The sequence below is a fragment of the Rathayibacter festucae DSM 15932 genome (assembly GCF_004011135.1).
Classification (GTDB): Bacteria; Actinomycetota; Actinomycetes; order Actinomycetales; family Microbacteriaceae; genus Rathayibacter; species Rathayibacter festucae.
The window spans coordinates 3170515-3186058 of sequence record NZ_CP028137.1; the positions used below are offsets into that span (position 1 = coordinate 3170515).

Below are 15544 nucleotides of genomic sequence, written 5' to 3' on the forward strand. Positions count from 1 at the left end.
GCCCTGCCGGGTCGAGGGTCAGCCCTCGAGCAGCTCCGGGTGCTCCTCGTAGACCTCGTCGATCAGCGTGGTGTCGAAGAGCTCGTCGGCGTCGAGCTCGATGCCGGTGAGGGCGAGCGAGGCGACCGACTCCTCCTGCAGCTGCGGCGTGATGGTGAGCAGGCCGTTCGCGTCGGTGTCCGGGGTGCTGATCAGCTCGGTCTGGGTGACCATGACCTGCGCCTGCTCCTCGACCTTGTAGTTCTGGTCGGCGGCGTAGTCGGCGACGACGGTCGCGGCGGTCGCGTCCGGGTCGGCGACGGCGTCCTGCCAGCCGCGGGCGACCGCGTAGAGCAGCGCCTTGACCTTTTCGCGGTCGTCGTCGATGCTCTCCTGCGCCACGACGATGGTCTCGCCGACCATCGGCAGGCCGGTGTCCGCGAGCAGGAACTGCTGCGCCGAGAAGCCGCGCTGGTTGAGCGTGTTCGCACCGGCGGTCGCGTAGCCGATGTAGCCGTCGACCTGACCGGTGGTGAGCAGCGTGGAGTCGGTGAGCGGCACGCGGGTGACGTCGTCCTCGTCGATCTCGTTCGCGGCGAGGAAGGCGCGCCAGACGAGGTCGTTGCTGTCGCTGACGCCGATGGTCTTGCCGACCATGTCCTCGGGGGTCTCGATCGGGGCGTCGGTCAGCGAGACGATCGCGAAGGGGTTCTTCTGGTAGGTCGCGCCGACGATCTTCATCTCGGCGCCCTCCGAGATCGCGGGGCCGGTGATCAGCGGAGAGGAGACGCCGGCGAAGGCGGAGCCGCTCGCGATGGCGGTCTCGGCGCCGGTCGCGCCGGTGCCGCCGGGAGTGAGGGTGACGGAGTCGAAGCCCGCGTCGGCGAAGTAGCCGTTCGCGTCGGCGAGGTACTCGCCCGCGAACTCGACGTGGGGGACCCAGGAGAGCTGCATCGTGGCCTCGCCGAACGAGCCGGCGTCGCCGGACTCGGCGGCGTCGGTGGTGCCCGAGCAGGCGGCGAGCGTGGTGCCGGCCACGACGGCGACGGCGAGGACGCCGAGCACGGAGCGGAGGCGGGACCGGGACGGGGCGGTGCGGGGCATGCGGGCTCCAAGGGGCGTCGAGGGCTGGGGGTGGGGCGGACCCGATGGGGCGGACCCGGGGGAAGGCACGCGCCGAGGGGGCGGCGCTGAACCAGTCGACCGCAGCCGGGCACTCCGCCGCGTCGTCGCACGGAGGATTTCCGCGCCGAGACGACCCCGACTCCCCGATGCACGGGCAAACCGTGTTGCAGTCAGGTTTCCAGCCTCGAATCCCGGCCGCCCCCTCCACGCATCGCGGAGTCTTCGACGCCGTTCGCCGGCGGATCCTCCACCTTCCGCGGAGGGTCCTCGAGAGGAGAGCCGCCCTCTCTCTCATGCTGATCGAGTAGCCCGCGGAGCGGGCGTATCGAGATCCCCAGCTCCAGACGAGCAGCCTGCAGACCACCCCGCTGACGACGCCGGGTCTCGATACGCCCCTGCGGGGCTACTCGACCAGCAGGGGTGCGCACAACATCAGCTGAGAGCAGGGTCCCTCCCCTGACAGCGGAGGCCACCCCTTCTCAGCTGATGTTCTGCAGCGCCCGAGCGCTCCCCACCGTTCGAGCGCCTCTCTGCTGATCGAGTAGCCCGCGCAGGGCTTATCACCCTCGCTGAGACCAGCGTCCGCCGACCAGCCCTGCTGGCCACGGCGGGTCTCGATACGCCCCTGCGGGGCTACTCGACCAGCATGAGGCGGCAGCCCGGCCATGCCGATCGAGCATCCTGCACAGTGGGCGGCTCCTTCATGCTGATCGAGTAGCCCGCGGAGCGGGCGTATCGAGATCCGCCGGCAGCAGACGTGGAGCCCTCAGCCCGCCGCGTCCGCCGCGACGCGGCGCAGCGCCGCCAGCACGGTGCGGACCGCGGTGCGGGCCAGCGCGTCCGGGCGGGCCAGGACGTCGACGTGGCGGACGAGGCCGGCGCCCTCGAGGGGGCGGAGGACCATGCCGTCGACGGCGAGCGGCGCCGCGGTGATCCGCGGGAGGATCGCGATCGCGGCGCCGGAGCGGACGACCTGCGCGGCGACGGAGAACTCGTTGATCCGGTGCGCGACCCGCGGGGCGCGGCCGATCAGCGCGCCGAGGTGCTCGAGCACACCCGTCAGCGGGAAGCCCTCGTGCGTCGAGACCCACTGCTCGTCGGCGAGCTCCTCGGGCCGGATGCTCGATTGCGCGGCGAGCGGATGCGCGGCCGGCAGCGCGATGTCGAGCGGCTCGACGAGGAGCGGGGTGACGACCAGCCGAGCCCGCGGCCACTCCGGATCCTGCGGCAGCCGGTGCGCGACGACGAGGTCGTGGTCGGCGGTGAGCCCGGCGAAGCGGCTCTGCGCGACGTCCGCGTCGGCGAGCGCCACCCGCGGGCCGTCGGCGAGCGCCGCGAGCAGCGGACCGAAGAAGGCGAGCCCCGCGCTGTGGAACGCCGACACCCGCACCGCGCGATCGTCGTGCCGGAGGAACGAGCCGATCGTGTCCTCCGCCTCGGCGAGCGCCTCCTCCACCCGCGTCCCCGCGACCGCGAGCGCCTCGCCGGCCTCGGTGAGCACGAGCCGCCGCCCCTCCTTCACCGTCAGCGGCACCGGGACGCCGGCCTGCAGCGCGGCGAGCTGCTGCGAGACCGCGGAGGGGCTCACCCCGAGCGCGGCGGCGACGGCGGCCACGCTTCCGCGGTCGCCGAGCTCGCGCAGCAGGCGGAGGCGAGCGGGATCCATGGGCGCGAGCCTAACCGGGAAGCGAGGGCTTCATCGACGGTGAAGGAACAGCCGATCGCTCTTCCGCTTCCGCACTGCGACGCTGTCCCCGTGCCCCTCCGCTCCCGCCCCGACCTCGCCGTCGACCTGCTGCTGCTCGCCGTCGCCGCCGTCTGGGGCGCGAGCTTCGTCGCCGCGAAGGACGTCGCCGCCGACATCGGCGTCCCGTCGACCGTCGCGCTGCGCTTCCTCACCGCCGCCGCCGCGCTCGCCCTGCTCTGCCTCGCCCGTCGCGAGCGCCTCCCCCGCGGTCGCGGACTCGCCGTCGCCGCCCTCCTCGGCGCCTCGCAGGCCGCGATCATCGGGCTCGAGACCTGGGGCGTCCACCTCACCTCGGCGACCAACGCAGGCCTGCTGATCAGCCTCGCCCTGGTGCTCACCCCCGCGCTCGAGGGCCTCGCCTCGCGCTCCTGGCTGCCGCGCTCCTTCTTCGTCACCGCCGTCGCGGCCGTGGTCGGAGTCGCCCTGCTCGTCTCGGACGGCGGCCTGCGCACGCCGACCTGGGGCGACGCCCTCGTTCTCGCGGCGGCCGTGGTGCGCGCCGTGCACGTCACGGCCAGCGCGCGGCTCGTCCGCGGGCGCACGGAGGGCTCGCTCGGCGTGGTCCTCGTGCAGCTGGTCGTCTGCGCCGCCGTCTTCTCGCTCCTCGCCGGACCGGACCTGCCCGCCGCCGCCCTGGCCCTCGACGCCGGCGGCTGGGCCGGCGTCCTCTTCCTCGGTCTGCTCTGCTCGGTCTTCGCCTTCGTGGTCCAGCTCTGGGCGGTCCGGCGCACCTCGGCGGCGCGCGCCAGCATCCTGATGGGGACGGAGCCGGTCTGGGCGCTGCTCGTCGGGGTCGTCGTGGCGGGCGAGGCGATCGGCCCGCTCGGGGCGGTCGGGGCTGCGCTGATCGTCGCCGCGGGCTACGCGGGCCAGGCGATCGAGCGCCGGCACCGGCTCGGCGCGAGCACGCCCGCCGACCGGTCGGCCGACCCGGTCAGCGCGCCACGAGCTCCTGCAGCCCCGTGACCCGGAGCAGATCGAGCCGCGTCTGATCGGTCGAGCCGGGCGTCGCCGTGTAGATCACGATCCGCAGATCGCCGCCCGGCACCGCGAGCACATCGCAGTCGATCGTGATCGGCCCGACCGGCGTCGAGGTGACGGTCTTCCGGCTGGAGCGGTGCTCGGCGACCCGGGCCACGGCCCAGCGCCGCTCGAAGTCGGGAGAGGTCGCCCGCAGCCGCGCCACCAGGTGCGCGAGCGCCGCGTCGTCCGGGTAGCGGCCCACCGCTGCGCGCAGATCCGCCGCCAGATCGTTGGCGAAGTCCTCGGCGTGCTGGTCATCGAACTCGGTGCCCTCGTGCCCCTGCGTGAAGTAGCGCCAGACCAGATTGCGGTCGAGGCCCGTGTGCCGCGAGGGGTCGCCGTTCAGCGCCGCCCAGAGCGGGTTCCAGAGCAGGATGTCGTGCGCCGCACTGAAGACGGCCAGCGGCACGTCGCCGCAGCGGTCGACGATCCGCTGCACGCCCGGGGTGATGTGCTGCGGCACCTGCGTCGCGGTGGGCGGCGCGACCCCCGCGACCCGGTAGAGGTGGTCGCGCTCCGCCTCCGTCACCCGCAGCGCGCAGGCCAGCGCGCCGAGCAGCTGCGCCGAGGGGTGCACGGCCCGCCCCTGCTCGAGCCGCACGATGTAGTCGACGCTCACGCCGGCCAGCGCGGCGAGCTCCTCGCGGCGCAGGCCCGCGGTCCGGCGGCTCGGTCCGGCGGGCAGGCCCACCCCGGCGGGCGTCACGCGCTCGCGCCAGGAGCGGAGGACGTCCGCGAATTCGCTCATGCCCACCATGATCCCCCGCGGGCGGGCGCGCGGTCCTGGTACTGCTGGTCCTCCCGTCGACCGGGGCCTGGGCGGAGGAGGCGCCGGGGCGGAGCATGGAGCCATGACAACGACACTGATCACCGGGGCCAACAAGAGCCTCGGCCTCGAGACCGCCCGCCGCCTGATCGAGGCCGGCCACACCGTGTACGCCGGCATGCGCGACCCCGCGAAGGGCGACGCCGTCCGGGCGCTCGGCGCCCAGGTCGTCCAGCTCGACGTGACCGACCAGGCGAGCGTCGACGCCGCCCTCGCCTCGCTCCCCGCCCTCGACGTCCTGGTCAACAACGCCGGGATCCTCGGCACCTCCTTCGGTGTCGACGATCTCTCGGCGGAGGCGATGGCGAGCGTCCTCGAGACGAACGTCGTCGGCATCGTCCGCGTGACCCAGGCCGCGCTGCCGCTGCTGCGCCGCTCGGCCGCGCCCGTCGTCGTCAACGTGTCCTCCGGAGTCGGCTGGCCGCGCGCCCTCGTCACGCCCGGCCGCGACGAGTTCGGCGTGCCCGCGATCCCCTACGCCGCGTCGAAGGCCGCGGTGATCACCCTGACCGTGCAGTACGCGAAGAACCTGCCCGAGTTCCGGATCAACGCGAGCAACCCCGGCTACACCGCGACCGACTTCAACGGCCACGGCGGGCACCAGACCGTCACCGAGGGCACCGACGCGACCGTCGCGCTCGCCCTGCTCGGCCCGGACGGCCCGACCGGCGAGTTCCACGACCGCCACGGACGCATCGAGTACTGAGGGCCGCCGCAGGCTCGCCGCACGCTCGTCACCGAGGGCTCGCCGTGGATTCGTTGCACATGGCAACAAACCGGCGGCGAGCCCGGCAGAATGGGGACATGACGCAACGGAGCAACTGGGCGGGCACCTACGAGTACCGCGCCGCCGACATCCTCGAGCCGGAGTCGATCGACGAGGTGCAGAACCTCGTCCGCGGGAACGAGCGGGTCCGCGCGCTCGGCACCCGCCACTCCTTCAACGCCCTCCCTGACACCCCGGGGGCGCTGCTGCACCTCGGCCGCATCGCCCCCGATCCGGTGATCGACGCCGACGCGAGCACCGTCACCGTCGGCGGCGCCACCCGCTACGGCATCGTCGCCTCGCACCTGCACAGCAACGGCTACGCCCTGCACAACATGGGCTCGCTCCCGCACATCTCGGTGGCCGGCGCCATCTCGACCGGCACCCACGGCTCGGGCGACCGCAACGCCAACCTCTCCTCCGCCGTCTCGGCGCTCGAGCTGGTCACGGCCGACGGCTCGCTGCGCACGATCCGCCGCGGCGAGCCCGGCTTCGAGGGCGTCGTCGTCGGCCTCGGCGCCTTCGGCGTCGTCACCCGGGTGACCCTCGACATCCAGCCGACCTTCGACGTCCGCCAGGACGCCTTCGTCGACCTGCCCTGGGACCGCGTGCTCGACGACTTCGACGCGATCACCTCCTCCGCCTACAGCGTGAGCCTGATGACGCACTGGTCGAGCCCCACCGTCGAGCAGCTCTGGCTGAAGACCAAGGTCGCGCAGGGCTCGGTCGCCGACGTCGACGCCACGCACCTCGGCGCGGTCGCCGCCTCCGCCTCGCTGTTCGCCGTCTCCGAGGGCGTCGACTCGAACCTCAACCCGTTCGGCGGCTCCGTCGGACCCTGGTCGGAGCGCCTGCCGCACTTCCGCCTCGACCGCGAGCCCAGCGCCGGCGACGAGATCCAGAGCGAGTACATGGTGCCGCGCGAGAACATCCGCGAGGCGCTCGTCGCCCTGCGCGCGATCGGCGAGCGGATCGACGAGGTCCTGCTGATCACCGAGCTGCGCACCATGGCCGGCGACGACCAGTGGCTCTCCCCCGCGTCCGGTCGCGACAGCGTCGGCATCCACTTCACCTTCAAGAAGGACCGCGCCGGCGTCGACGCCGTGCTGCCCGCCGTCGAGGGCGCGCTGCTCCCGCTCGGCGCACGCCCGCACTGGGGCAAGCACTTCCTGGCGACCGCCGCCGACATCGCCCCGCTCTACCCCCACCTCGACGAGTGGCGCACCCTCCGCTCCGCCTGGGACCCCACCGGCTGCTTCGCCAGCGCCTTCGTCCAGGACCGCCTCCTCGGCTGACCCTCTTGCTTCCTCCCGCGAGATGCCACTTGTGCACGCGACACGCCGTGAAAGGCGTGCACAAGTGGCATCTCGCGGAGGGGGACGGCGGGGGTAGCGTCGGAGGGACGAGAGGGAGGCAGCATGCCCGCCAAGGAGGAGATCCCGTCGACGATCGAGCGATCGGACGAGCACGCGCAGAAGCTGTGGTCGGCCGCGCACGACTCGGCGGTCGACAGCTACGGCGAGGGTGAGCGCGCGCACCGCACCGCCTTCGCCGCGCTGAAGCACGAGTACGAGAAGGTCGGCGACCACTGGGAGCGCAAGGCCGAGAGCGGCCCCTCCGACGACCGCGCCGCCCAGCGCGGCCCGGACGGCGACGGCGACACGGCCGGCGGAGTCGATGCGAACGCCAGCAAGGCGCACCTGCTCGACCTCGCGAAGCGCCTCGACGTCTCCGGCCGCTCGCGCATGACGAAGGCCGAGCTCGTCGACGCCCTCCAGCGCGCGAACGCGAAGCAGACCCGCCGCGCCCGCGAGTGACCCGCGCGCCGCACCGGCGACCCTCCGCCACTCTCCAAGAGTTGTCGTACTCGGCGCTCGAGTACGACAACTTCTGAGGAGTCGGAGGACGTCGTCATCCCCGGCGCCCGGTGCGACGACGTTCGAGGACTCGCGGGGCGGCCGCTAGGAGATGCCGAGCTCGTGGCTCAGCACGAGCGCGGCGGCGCCCTGCAGGACGAGCTCGCCCGGGTCCGTGCGGGACTCCATCCGCAGCTCGCGGGTGACGGCGGGCAGGGTGCGGCGGGCGATGGTCGCGCGCGCCTCCTCGAGCAGGACCCCCTCGACGAAGCGCTCCGGACCGGCGAGGACGACCGCGTCGATCCCGAGCACGGCGACGATCGGCGCCAGCGCGATCCCGAGCGAGCGGCCGGCACGGCGCAGCAGCCGCTCCTGCTCCGGAGCCGAGGCCGCCGCGAGCCGCGGACCGAGGTGCGCGACGGACACCGCGGACTCGAGGCAGCCCCGCCGCCCGCACGAGCACTGCTCGCCGTCCTCGTCGATGACGACGTGGCCGATCTCGCCGCCGGTGAACTGATCGCCCTCGACGAGGGAGCCGCCGATGATCAGTCCGGCCCCGACGCCGTCGCCGAGCAGCACGAGCAGCAGGTTCGCTCCCCCGCCGCGGTGGAAGGTGTGCACGGCCAAGGCGGCCGTGTTGGCGTCGTTCGCGACGTGCACGGGCAGACCGAACCGCTCGGCGAAGACGCGCCGCAGATCGAGGCCCCGCCAGCCGAGATTGGGGGCCTCGCGCACGACGCCGCCGTGGTCGACGACCCCCGGTGATCCGATCCCGATCCCGAGGACCGGCGCCTGGGACGAGGCGATCAGCTCGGCCGCGAGGCCGAGGGCGAGCTCGACCGCGTCCGCCCCGGACGCGCCGTCGCGGGCGAGCCGGCGGTGCTCCCGGATCTCGCCGCGCAGGCTGACCAGGGCTCCGGTGCACTCGGCCTCCGCCGAGAGGTCGAGGCCGACGATGCTCCGCGCCCCGTGATCGAAGGCGATCACCAGCGCGGGCTTGCCCACCCGGGCGTCGACGCGGGGACCGAGGTCGAGCAGCAGCCCCTCCGAGTGCAGCTCGCCGACCAGATCGGAGATCGTGACGGCGGTGAGTCCGCTGATCCGGGCGAGGTCCGCCCTGCTCATCTCACCGTCGTGGAAGAGGCGCTGGAGGACGAGCGAGCGGTTGTGCCGGCGGTTGTGCGACGGCAGTGCCTTCTCGGTGACGCGCAGCTGGCCCATGGTCCTTCATCTCAGCCCGTGACCGGCTCAGCCCTTGACGGCGCCGGCCGACATCCCGGACACGAGATTACGCTGGATGATCAGGAAGAACACGACCACCGGGAGCGAGAAGAGCACGGCCCCGGCCATCTGCCCGCCGTAGTCCGTCCCCACCTGCCCGCCCGACGCGGTGCTGAAGGACGCGAGCCAGACCGGGAGCGTGTAGCGGGCCTGATCCTTCTGGAACGTGTAGGCGACGATGTAGTCGTTCCAGCCGGCGATGAAGGCGAAGACGCTGCTCGAGACGATCCCGGGCATCACCAGCGGGAAGAGGACGCGGGTGAGCAGCTGCCAGGTCGAGGCGCCGTCCAGGCGCGCCGCCTCGTCGAGCTCGACGGGGAGCGCGAGGAAGAACCCGCGCATCACCCAGATCGAGAACGGCAGCACGCCCGCCACGTAGGCGAGGGCCAGCCCCGCGGAGGTCCCGATCAGATCGACCGCGTTCAGGAGCAGGAACTGCGGCAGGAGCAGCGCCGTCGCCGGGAGCATCTGCACGACGAGGAGCAGGACCAGGATCGCCCGCCGGCCCCGGAAGCGGAACCGCGCCAGCGCCGCCGCCGCGAACAGCCCGAGCACCATCGCGAAGGCGACCGCGGCGCCCACCACCACGACCGAGTTCTGCAGGTGGCGCAGGAAGTCGCCCTGGGTGAGCGCCCGGACGAAGTTGTCCAGGGTCGGCGACTCGGGGAGGAAGTGCGGGGTGGAGCTGAGCATCTCGGACTGCGGCTTGAAGGCCGTGTTGACCATCCAGTAGACGGGGAAGAGCCAGAGCAGGCAGAACAGCACCGCGATCGCCGAGCTGATCCAGGGGTAGCGCCGCAGCCGGCGCCGGGTCGAGGTCGAGGTCGCGGTCGAGGTCGAGGTCGCGGTCACGGTCAGAGCTCCTCTCCGGAGCGGACGAGGGTCCGGATGTAGACCGCGCTCAGGGCGAGCAGGATCAGCGTCGACGCCACGGCGATGGCGGAACCGGTGCCGATTCGGGCGCCGCCCGAGAACGCTGTCGTGAAGGTGAAGACGCCGAGCGTGGACGTGGCGCCGTCGGGCCCGCCGGCCGAGACGAGCCAGATCTGGTTGAAGACGTTGAAATCCCAGATCACCGAGAGCATCGTCACGAGCAGCAGGGTCGGCCGGAGTGCGGGGAGCACGACGACCCGGTAGACCGCGAGCTCGGAGGCGCCGTCCAGCCGCGCGGCCTCCTTGCGCTCGATCGGCACCTGCGTCTCGGCGGCGTGCAGGGTGAGGGCGAGGAAGGGCACCGCCTGCCAGACGACGAGGAGCCAGATGCAGACCCAGGCGAGCCGCGGGTCGGCGGCCCAGTTCGTGCTAATCAGATCGCCGACCAGCCCCGTCCGGGTGAGCAGCCAGTTGACGACGCCGTACTGCGGCTGGAACAGCCACCGCCAGATCAGCGAGGAGGCGACGTTCGGCATCGCCCAGGCGAGGATCAGCACCACGGTCGTGAGCAGGCGCAGGGCCGCCGGCAGCCGGGTCAGCAGGTGCGACATCCCCGCGCCGATCAGCACGCTGCCCGCGACGAGAGCGCTCGTGAAGACGAGGGTGCGCACCAGCGCGAGCCAGAACTCCGGGTCGCCGAGGATGTCGGCGTATTGCGCGAGCCCGACCACGTCGTAGGCACCGGTGAACAGGCTGCGCTGGTCGTAGTCGGTGAAGGAGGTGAGGACCAGGAACACGATCGGGGCGATCGTCACGCCCGCGAGCACCAGCCCGGCCGGGGAGAGCAGCAGCAGCGGGGCGAGCGAGGAGCGGCGCCGGGCGCGGCGGGCCGCCGTCCCCGGGCGGGGCGGGGCGGTGGCGGCGGCCGGGGCGGTGGACATCGCGCGATCGCCCGACCGGCCTAGTGGCCGTTGAGCGTGTCGTCGGCGGCGGCGTCGAACTCCTCCGACGCCTCCTGCACGCTCTTCGCGCCCGAGGCGATCGAGGAGAACAGCGACTCGATCTCCCGGTTGCTCTCGATCGCGGCCCAGTTGGGGTTGGCCGGAACCGACTCCGAGGTCAGCGCGGCGGTGAAGAACGCGCGCTCGATCTCGCTCAGGTCGGACTGCGCCGCCTCGATCCCCTCCCGGCTGTTCGGGATCCAGCCGTCCACGCCGTGGACGAAGTCGCGCTGCACCTCGGGGCTCGTGGCGACGGCGATCCACTGCCGGGCGAGGTCAGCGTTCCGCGACTTGGCGGCGACCGCCCAGTTCGAGCCGCCGAGCACCACCGGCTGCGTGCCGCCGTCGACGCCCGGCATCGGGAAGGTCCCGAGCTCGTCCTCCGACAGCTCCGGGTTCGCCTTCAGGACGCCGGCGACGCCGGTGGTCAGGATCGCGGAGGTCTTCCCGTCGGCGAAGATCTGGTTCTGGTCGGGGTCGAGGGTGTTCAGCGTCGCCGACGAGGCGCTGGAGTAGGCGTTCTGGAACTCCTTGAACGCCTCGAGACCGGATCGCGAGGCCCTCGAGCTGAGCGCGGACCACCAGGTGTCGCCGTCCTGCATCGCGATCCGGCCGCCCGCGTCCCAGACGAACTGCAGCCCGGCGTACCAGTACTGCCCCGGGAGGTAGAAGGCCGAGAAGTCGGGGGTGCCGGAGTGCGCGGCCTTCACCTTGTCGAGCGCGGCGGTGAGCTCCTGGTAGCTGGTGGGGAGCGTCATCACGCCCGCCTCGGCCCAGAGCTTCTTGCTGTAGACGACGGCCCGCGCGCCCGCGAAGCCGGGGACGGCGAAGAGGTGCCCGTCGAACGTCGCCGGGTCGACGAGGCCGTCGAGCCAGGCCTGCCCCTGCGCGAGCTCGTCCCGGTGCTCCGTCAGGTCGAGGAGCCCGCCGTTCGCGGCGTAGCCCGCGACCTGGGTGTTGCCGATGTCGAGGACGTCGGGCGGGGAGTCGGTCGCGAGCGCCGTCGAGACCTTGGTGGCGATCCCCTCCCAGGTCTGCACCTGCACGTCGACCTCCGCGCCGGTGGCCTTCGTGAAGCGCTCCTCGACGGCGGCGAGGGTCTCGGGCGAGTAGTCGCCGTCCATGCTCCAGACGGTGAGCGTCCGGCCCTCCTCGCGCGACCCGTCCGGCCCGCCGTCGCTGGTCGTGCAGGAGGTGAGCAGGAGCACGCCCGCCACCCCGAGAGCGCCGAGGGCGACCGCCCGGCGCCGCACCGATGCGTACTTCCCGACCACGTTCTTCCAGACCACAGCTCTCTCCTCCGTATGGGTGCCGCGGCGCGATCCGGGATCCTGCGCCAGTTGCGACGGAGTTAGTAAAGAACCCTTGCGAACCCCTGTCAACGAGGCTTCACTGACAGGCGCGAAGAGTCGCATCCCCCTCGCAGAACGGAGCCCGCCGTGCCGTCCCTCCTCCCCCGACCCCGCTCGCTGCGCCCGGAGACCGGCGAGTTTGTGCTCTCCGCGAGCACCCGGATCGCCTGCCCGGAGGCCCTCGCCGGCGCCGCGCAGCTGCTCCGCGCCACCGTCGGCCGGGCGACCGGATCCGCTCTCGAGCGCGGCGACCAGGCGACGGCCGGCATCCGGCTCGCGCTCGATCCGGCGCTCCCGCCCGAGGGCTACCGCCTCCGCGTCGACGCCCGCTCGATCGTCCTCAGCGCGGCGGGCACGGCGGGCGCACTGCACGGCGTGCAGACGCTGCTCCAGCTGCTGCCGCCGGCGATCCACCGGTCCGCTCCCCTGCCCGGGGTCCGCTGGGCGGTGCCGGCCGTGATGATCGAGGACGAGCCGCGCTTCGCCTGGCGCGGGATGCTGCTCGACGTCGCCCGGCACTTCCTCCCCGTCCGCGAGGTGCTCCGCGTCATCGACCTGCTGGCCCTGCACCGCCTGACCGTGCTGCACCTGCACCTCACCGACGATCAGGGCTGGCGCCTGGAGATCCCGCGCTACCCGCGGCTCACCGAGGCGGGTGCCTGGCGGCGGCGGTCCCAGGTGGGCGCAGGCCCGACCGCGGGGCAGGACGACCGGCCGCACGGCGGTTACTACCGCCGGGACGACATCCGCGAGATCGTCGCCTACGCCGCGGCCCGGGGCGTCACCGTCGTCCCCGAGATCGAGCTGCCCGGCCACGCGCAGGCCGCCCTCGCCGCCTACCCGGAGCTGGGGGTGCGGGGCACGCCGCTCGAGACCTGGACGGAGTGGGGAGTCAGCACGAACGTCTTCAACGTCGAGGAGAGCACGATCGAGTTCCTCGAGCACGTCCTCGACGAGGTGATCGAGCTGTTCCCCTCCCCGTACGTCCACATCGGCGGCGACGAGTGCCCGAAGGACCAGTGGGCGGCCGACGCCCGCACGCAGGAGCGGATGCGCGAGCTGGGGATCCCGGACGAGAACGCGCTGCAGAGCTGGTTCGTCGGGCGCATCGGCGCGCACCTCGCCCGGCGCGGGCGCCGCCTGCTCGGCTGGGACGAGATCCTCGAGGGCGGCCTCGCGCCCGGCGCCACGGTGCTGTCCTGGCGGGGACGGGTGGGGGCGGCGGCGGCGGCCCGGGCCGGCCACGACGTGATCGCCTGCCCCGAGGACACCACCTACCTCGATCACCGGCAGTCCGAGGCGGCGTCGGAGCCGATCCCGGTGTCCACCGTCACGACGGTCGCCGACGTCCTCGCCTTCGACCCGGTCCCGCCCGAGCTGACCCCCGAGCAGGCGCAGCACGTCCTCGGCGGCCAGGCGAACCTCTGGACCGAGCACGCCGACTCCCCGCGCACCCTCGACTACCTCGCCTTCCCCCGGCTCTGCGCGCTGGCCGAGGCGCTCTGGTCGGGCGGCCACCGCGACACGGCGGACTTCGAGGCCCGACTGGCGCACCACCTGGCCCGGCTCGACGCCTTCGGGGTCGAGTACCGCCGCGCCGACGGACCGCTGCCGTGGCAGACGCGGCCCGGCGTCCCGGGCCGCCCGATGACGCACGCGGAGGCCGTGGAGCAGGTGGCGCTGCTCACCGCGGACATCGCCGACAGCGGGGACAGGCCCGGCCCGAGCACCCCACCACCACCCGCTCCCTGAGAAATCAACGAGGAGACGCAGAACCGGCGCGCACCTAGCGTCGAGGGCGACCCTCCCCGACCCGACCCCGGAGCGCCATGACCCCCCTCGCCCCCGCCGCCCTCCCCTGCGGCATCGTCCCCGCACCCGCCCGCCTGGAAGCGGAGGCGCTCGCATGAGGGTCACCGACACCAGCGACCTGTGGTGGCGCGCCGCCGTCTACTACAACCTCGACGTGAAGACCTTCATGGACTGGGACGACGACGGCGTCGGCGACCTCGAAGGTCTCGCGCACCGGATCGACTACCTCGCCGAGCTCGGCGTCGGCTGCCTCTGGCTCGCGCCGTTCTACTCCTCGCCCGGCAAGGACAACGGCTACGACATCAGCGACTTCTACGGCGTCGACGAGCGCTACGGCCACCACGGCGACGTCGTCGAGGTGATCCGCACCGCGCACGACCGCGGGATGCGCGTCATCGTCGACCTCGTCGTCAACCACACCAGCGACCAGCACCCGTGGTTCCAGGCGGCGCGCTCCTCCCCCGACAGCCCCTACCGTGACTACTACGTCTGGCGCGACGAGCCGCCGGCCGACCAGCCGGCCAACGTCTTCCCGGACGTCGAGGACGGCGTCTGGTTCCTCGACGAGGAGGCCGGGCAGTACTACCTGCACAACTTCTACCGGCACCAGCCGGACCTCAACACCGACAACCCGGCGGTGCGCGACGAGATCGCGAAGCTGGTCGGCTTCTGGCTGCAGCTCGGAATCGACGGCTTCCGCGTCGACGCGGTGCCCTACCTGATCGAGCCGGGCGCCCGCGACGAGCACGAGTGGCTGCGCCTGCTGCGCCGCTTCATCAGCCGCCGCTCGGGCGAGGCGATGCTCCTCGGCGAGGTCAACACCACCCGCGACGAGCAGCTCGCCTTCTTCGGCGGCGAGGACGCAGACGAGCTGTCGATGCAGTTCGACTTCATCGGCAATCAGCGCCTCTACCTGGCGCTCGCACGGGAGGACGCGACGCCGCTCGTCGAGGCGATCGCGAGCCGCCCGCCGATCTCGGTCGGCAGCCAGTGGGCGAACTTCGTCCGCAACCACGACGAGCTGACCCTCTCGCAGCTCACCGACGACGAGCGCGACGAGGTCTTCGCCGCGTTCGCCCCGGAGGAGTCGCAGCGGATCCACGGCCGCGGCATCGTCCGCCGCCTTCCGCCGATGCTCGACGGCGACCCGCGCCGCATCCGGATGGTCTACAGCCTGCTGTTCTCGCTGCCCGGCGCGCCCGTCCTCTACTACGGCGAGGAGATCGGGATGGGCGAGAACGCCGACATCCCCGGCCGCAGCGGCGTCCGCACGCCGATGCAGTGGACCTCCGCGGCGAACGGCGGCTTCTCGCGCGCCGACGCCGACGATCTGATCGCCGCCCCGCCCGGCGGCGGCTTCGGCCCGGAGCACGTCAACGCCGCCGCCCAGCTCCGCGACCCCGGCTCGCTGCTCGCGCACATCAAGGGCCTCGCCTGGCTCTACCGCCGCTCCCCCGAGATCGGCTGGGGCGAGTACACCCACCTTCCGGCCGACCAGTCCTGCGTCTTCGCGCACCGGATGTCCGCGTCGACCGGCACGACCGTCGCCGTGCACAGCTTCGCCTCGAGCCCGCGCACCGTGACGATCACGCTGCCCGGCTCGGAGCCGGGCTCGCGCCTGATCGACTCCCTCGGCGGCGAGTCGCAGCCGATCGGCGACGACGGCACGGTCACGGTCGGCGTCGACGGCTACGGCGCCCGCTGGTTCCGCGTGGTCACGGAGGGGTCGCGCCGCCTGGTCTGATCCGGGAGCGCGGCTGGTCGGATCCGGGAGCGCCGACAGGTCCGATCCGGGAGCAGCGGCAGGAGAGGTCAAGCCCCTTCTGAGCGCCGAAGGGCCCTGCCTACCGTCGAAGGGCGGGCGACGAGGTCCGCACCGACTGCTCCCGGAAAGGTACGACCG

The 15544-nt window shown here is 73.0% G+C and carries 13 protein-coding genes; 6 read left to right on the forward strand and 7 right to left on the reverse strand.

The genetic code is table 11. The annotated features are described in order from the left end of the window. Positions 1-18: 18 nt before the first annotated feature. Positions 19-1083: an ABC transporter substrate-binding protein gene (locus tag C1I64_RS14525; RefSeq protein WP_127887689.1), complete on the reverse strand. Its 1065-nt coding sequence runs from the start codon at positions 1081-1083 to the stop codon at positions 19-21. Between the two features lie 787 nt (positions 1084-1870). Continuing rightward, entirely contained in the window at positions 1871-2770 is a 900-nt protein-coding gene (locus C1I64_RS14530; RefSeq protein ID WP_127887690.1) for a LysR family transcriptional regulator, read from the reverse strand. Positions 2771-2860: 90 nt separating this feature from the next. Between C1I64_RS14530 and C1I64_RS14535 the strand changes: the two genes are divergently transcribed. Further along, the gene (locus tag C1I64_RS14535; protein ID WP_127887691.1) at positions 2861-3817 is read left to right on the forward strand and encodes a DMT family transporter; all 957 of its coding nucleotides are present in this window, start codon (positions 2861-2863) and stop codon (positions 3815-3817) included. Here the strand turns inward: C1I64_RS14535 and C1I64_RS14540 are convergent. Further along, positions 3786-4622: a helix-turn-helix transcriptional regulator gene (locus C1I64_RS14540; RefSeq protein WP_127887692.1), complete on the reverse strand. Its 837-nt coding sequence runs from the start codon at positions 4620-4622 to the stop codon at positions 3786-3788. The genes C1I64_RS14535 and C1I64_RS14540 overlap by 32 nt on opposite strands. A gap of 103 nt (positions 4623-4725) precedes the next feature. Between C1I64_RS14540 and C1I64_RS14545 the strand changes: the two genes are divergently transcribed. From C1I64_RS14545 to C1I64_RS14555, 3 genes are all read left to right on the forward strand, one after another. After that, the gene (locus C1I64_RS14545; RefSeq protein WP_127887693.1) at positions 4726-5406 is read left to right on the forward strand and encodes an SDR family NAD(P)-dependent oxidoreductase; all 681 of its coding nucleotides are present in this window, start codon (positions 4726-4728) and stop codon (positions 5404-5406) included. A gap of 98 nt (positions 5407-5504) precedes the next feature. Then, complete coding sequence (locus tag C1I64_RS14550; RefSeq protein ID WP_127887694.1) at positions 5505-6761, forward strand: D-arabinono-1,4-lactone oxidase; 1257 nt, start codon at positions 5505-5507, stop codon at positions 6759-6761. Between the two features lie 123 nt (positions 6762-6884). Beyond that, positions 6885-7283, forward strand: coding sequence for a ChaB family protein (locus tag C1I64_RS14555; RefSeq protein WP_127887695.1), 399 nt, complete (start codon positions 6885-6887; stop codon positions 7281-7283). A 144-nt stretch (positions 7284-7427) separates the two neighbouring features. Here the strand turns inward: C1I64_RS14555 and C1I64_RS14560 are convergent, their stop codons facing one another. The 4 genes from C1I64_RS14560 to C1I64_RS14575 are packed head-to-tail and all read right to left on the reverse strand — an operon-like array spanning position 7428 to position 11766. Further along, positions 7428-8543 (reverse strand): ROK family transcriptional regulator, encoded by a 1116-nt coding sequence (locus C1I64_RS14560; RefSeq protein ID WP_123736429.1) that lies wholly within the window; start codon positions 8541-8543, stop codon positions 7428-7430. A gap of 27 nt (positions 8544-8570) precedes the next feature. After that, positions 8571-9455, reverse strand: coding sequence for a carbohydrate ABC transporter permease (locus tag C1I64_RS14565; RefSeq protein WP_208645137.1), 885 nt, complete (start codon positions 9453-9455; stop codon positions 8571-8573). Positions 9456-9457: 2 nt separating this feature from the next. After that, positions 9458-10417, reverse strand: coding sequence for a carbohydrate ABC transporter permease (locus C1I64_RS14570; RefSeq protein ID WP_127887696.1), 960 nt, complete (start codon positions 10415-10417; stop codon positions 9458-9460). Between the two features lie 20 nt (positions 10418-10437). After that, positions 10438-11766, reverse strand: coding sequence for an extracellular solute-binding protein (locus tag C1I64_RS14575; protein WP_208645138.1), 1329 nt, complete (start codon positions 11764-11766; stop codon positions 10438-10440). Between the two features lie 150 nt (positions 11767-11916). Between C1I64_RS14575 and C1I64_RS14580 the strand changes: the two genes are divergently transcribed. Both C1I64_RS14580 and C1I64_RS14585 read left to right on the forward strand, forming a co-directional pair. Continuing rightward, positions 11917-13581, forward strand: coding sequence for a beta-N-acetylhexosaminidase (locus C1I64_RS14580; RefSeq protein ID WP_127887698.1), 1665 nt, complete (start codon positions 11917-11919; stop codon positions 13579-13581). Between the two features lie 154 nt (positions 13582-13735). Next, positions 13736-15385: an alpha-amylase family protein gene (locus C1I64_RS14585; RefSeq protein WP_127887699.1), complete on the forward strand. Its 1650-nt coding sequence runs from the start codon at positions 13736-13738 to the stop codon at positions 15383-15385. The last annotated feature ends 159 nt before the right edge of the window (positions 15386-15544 follow it).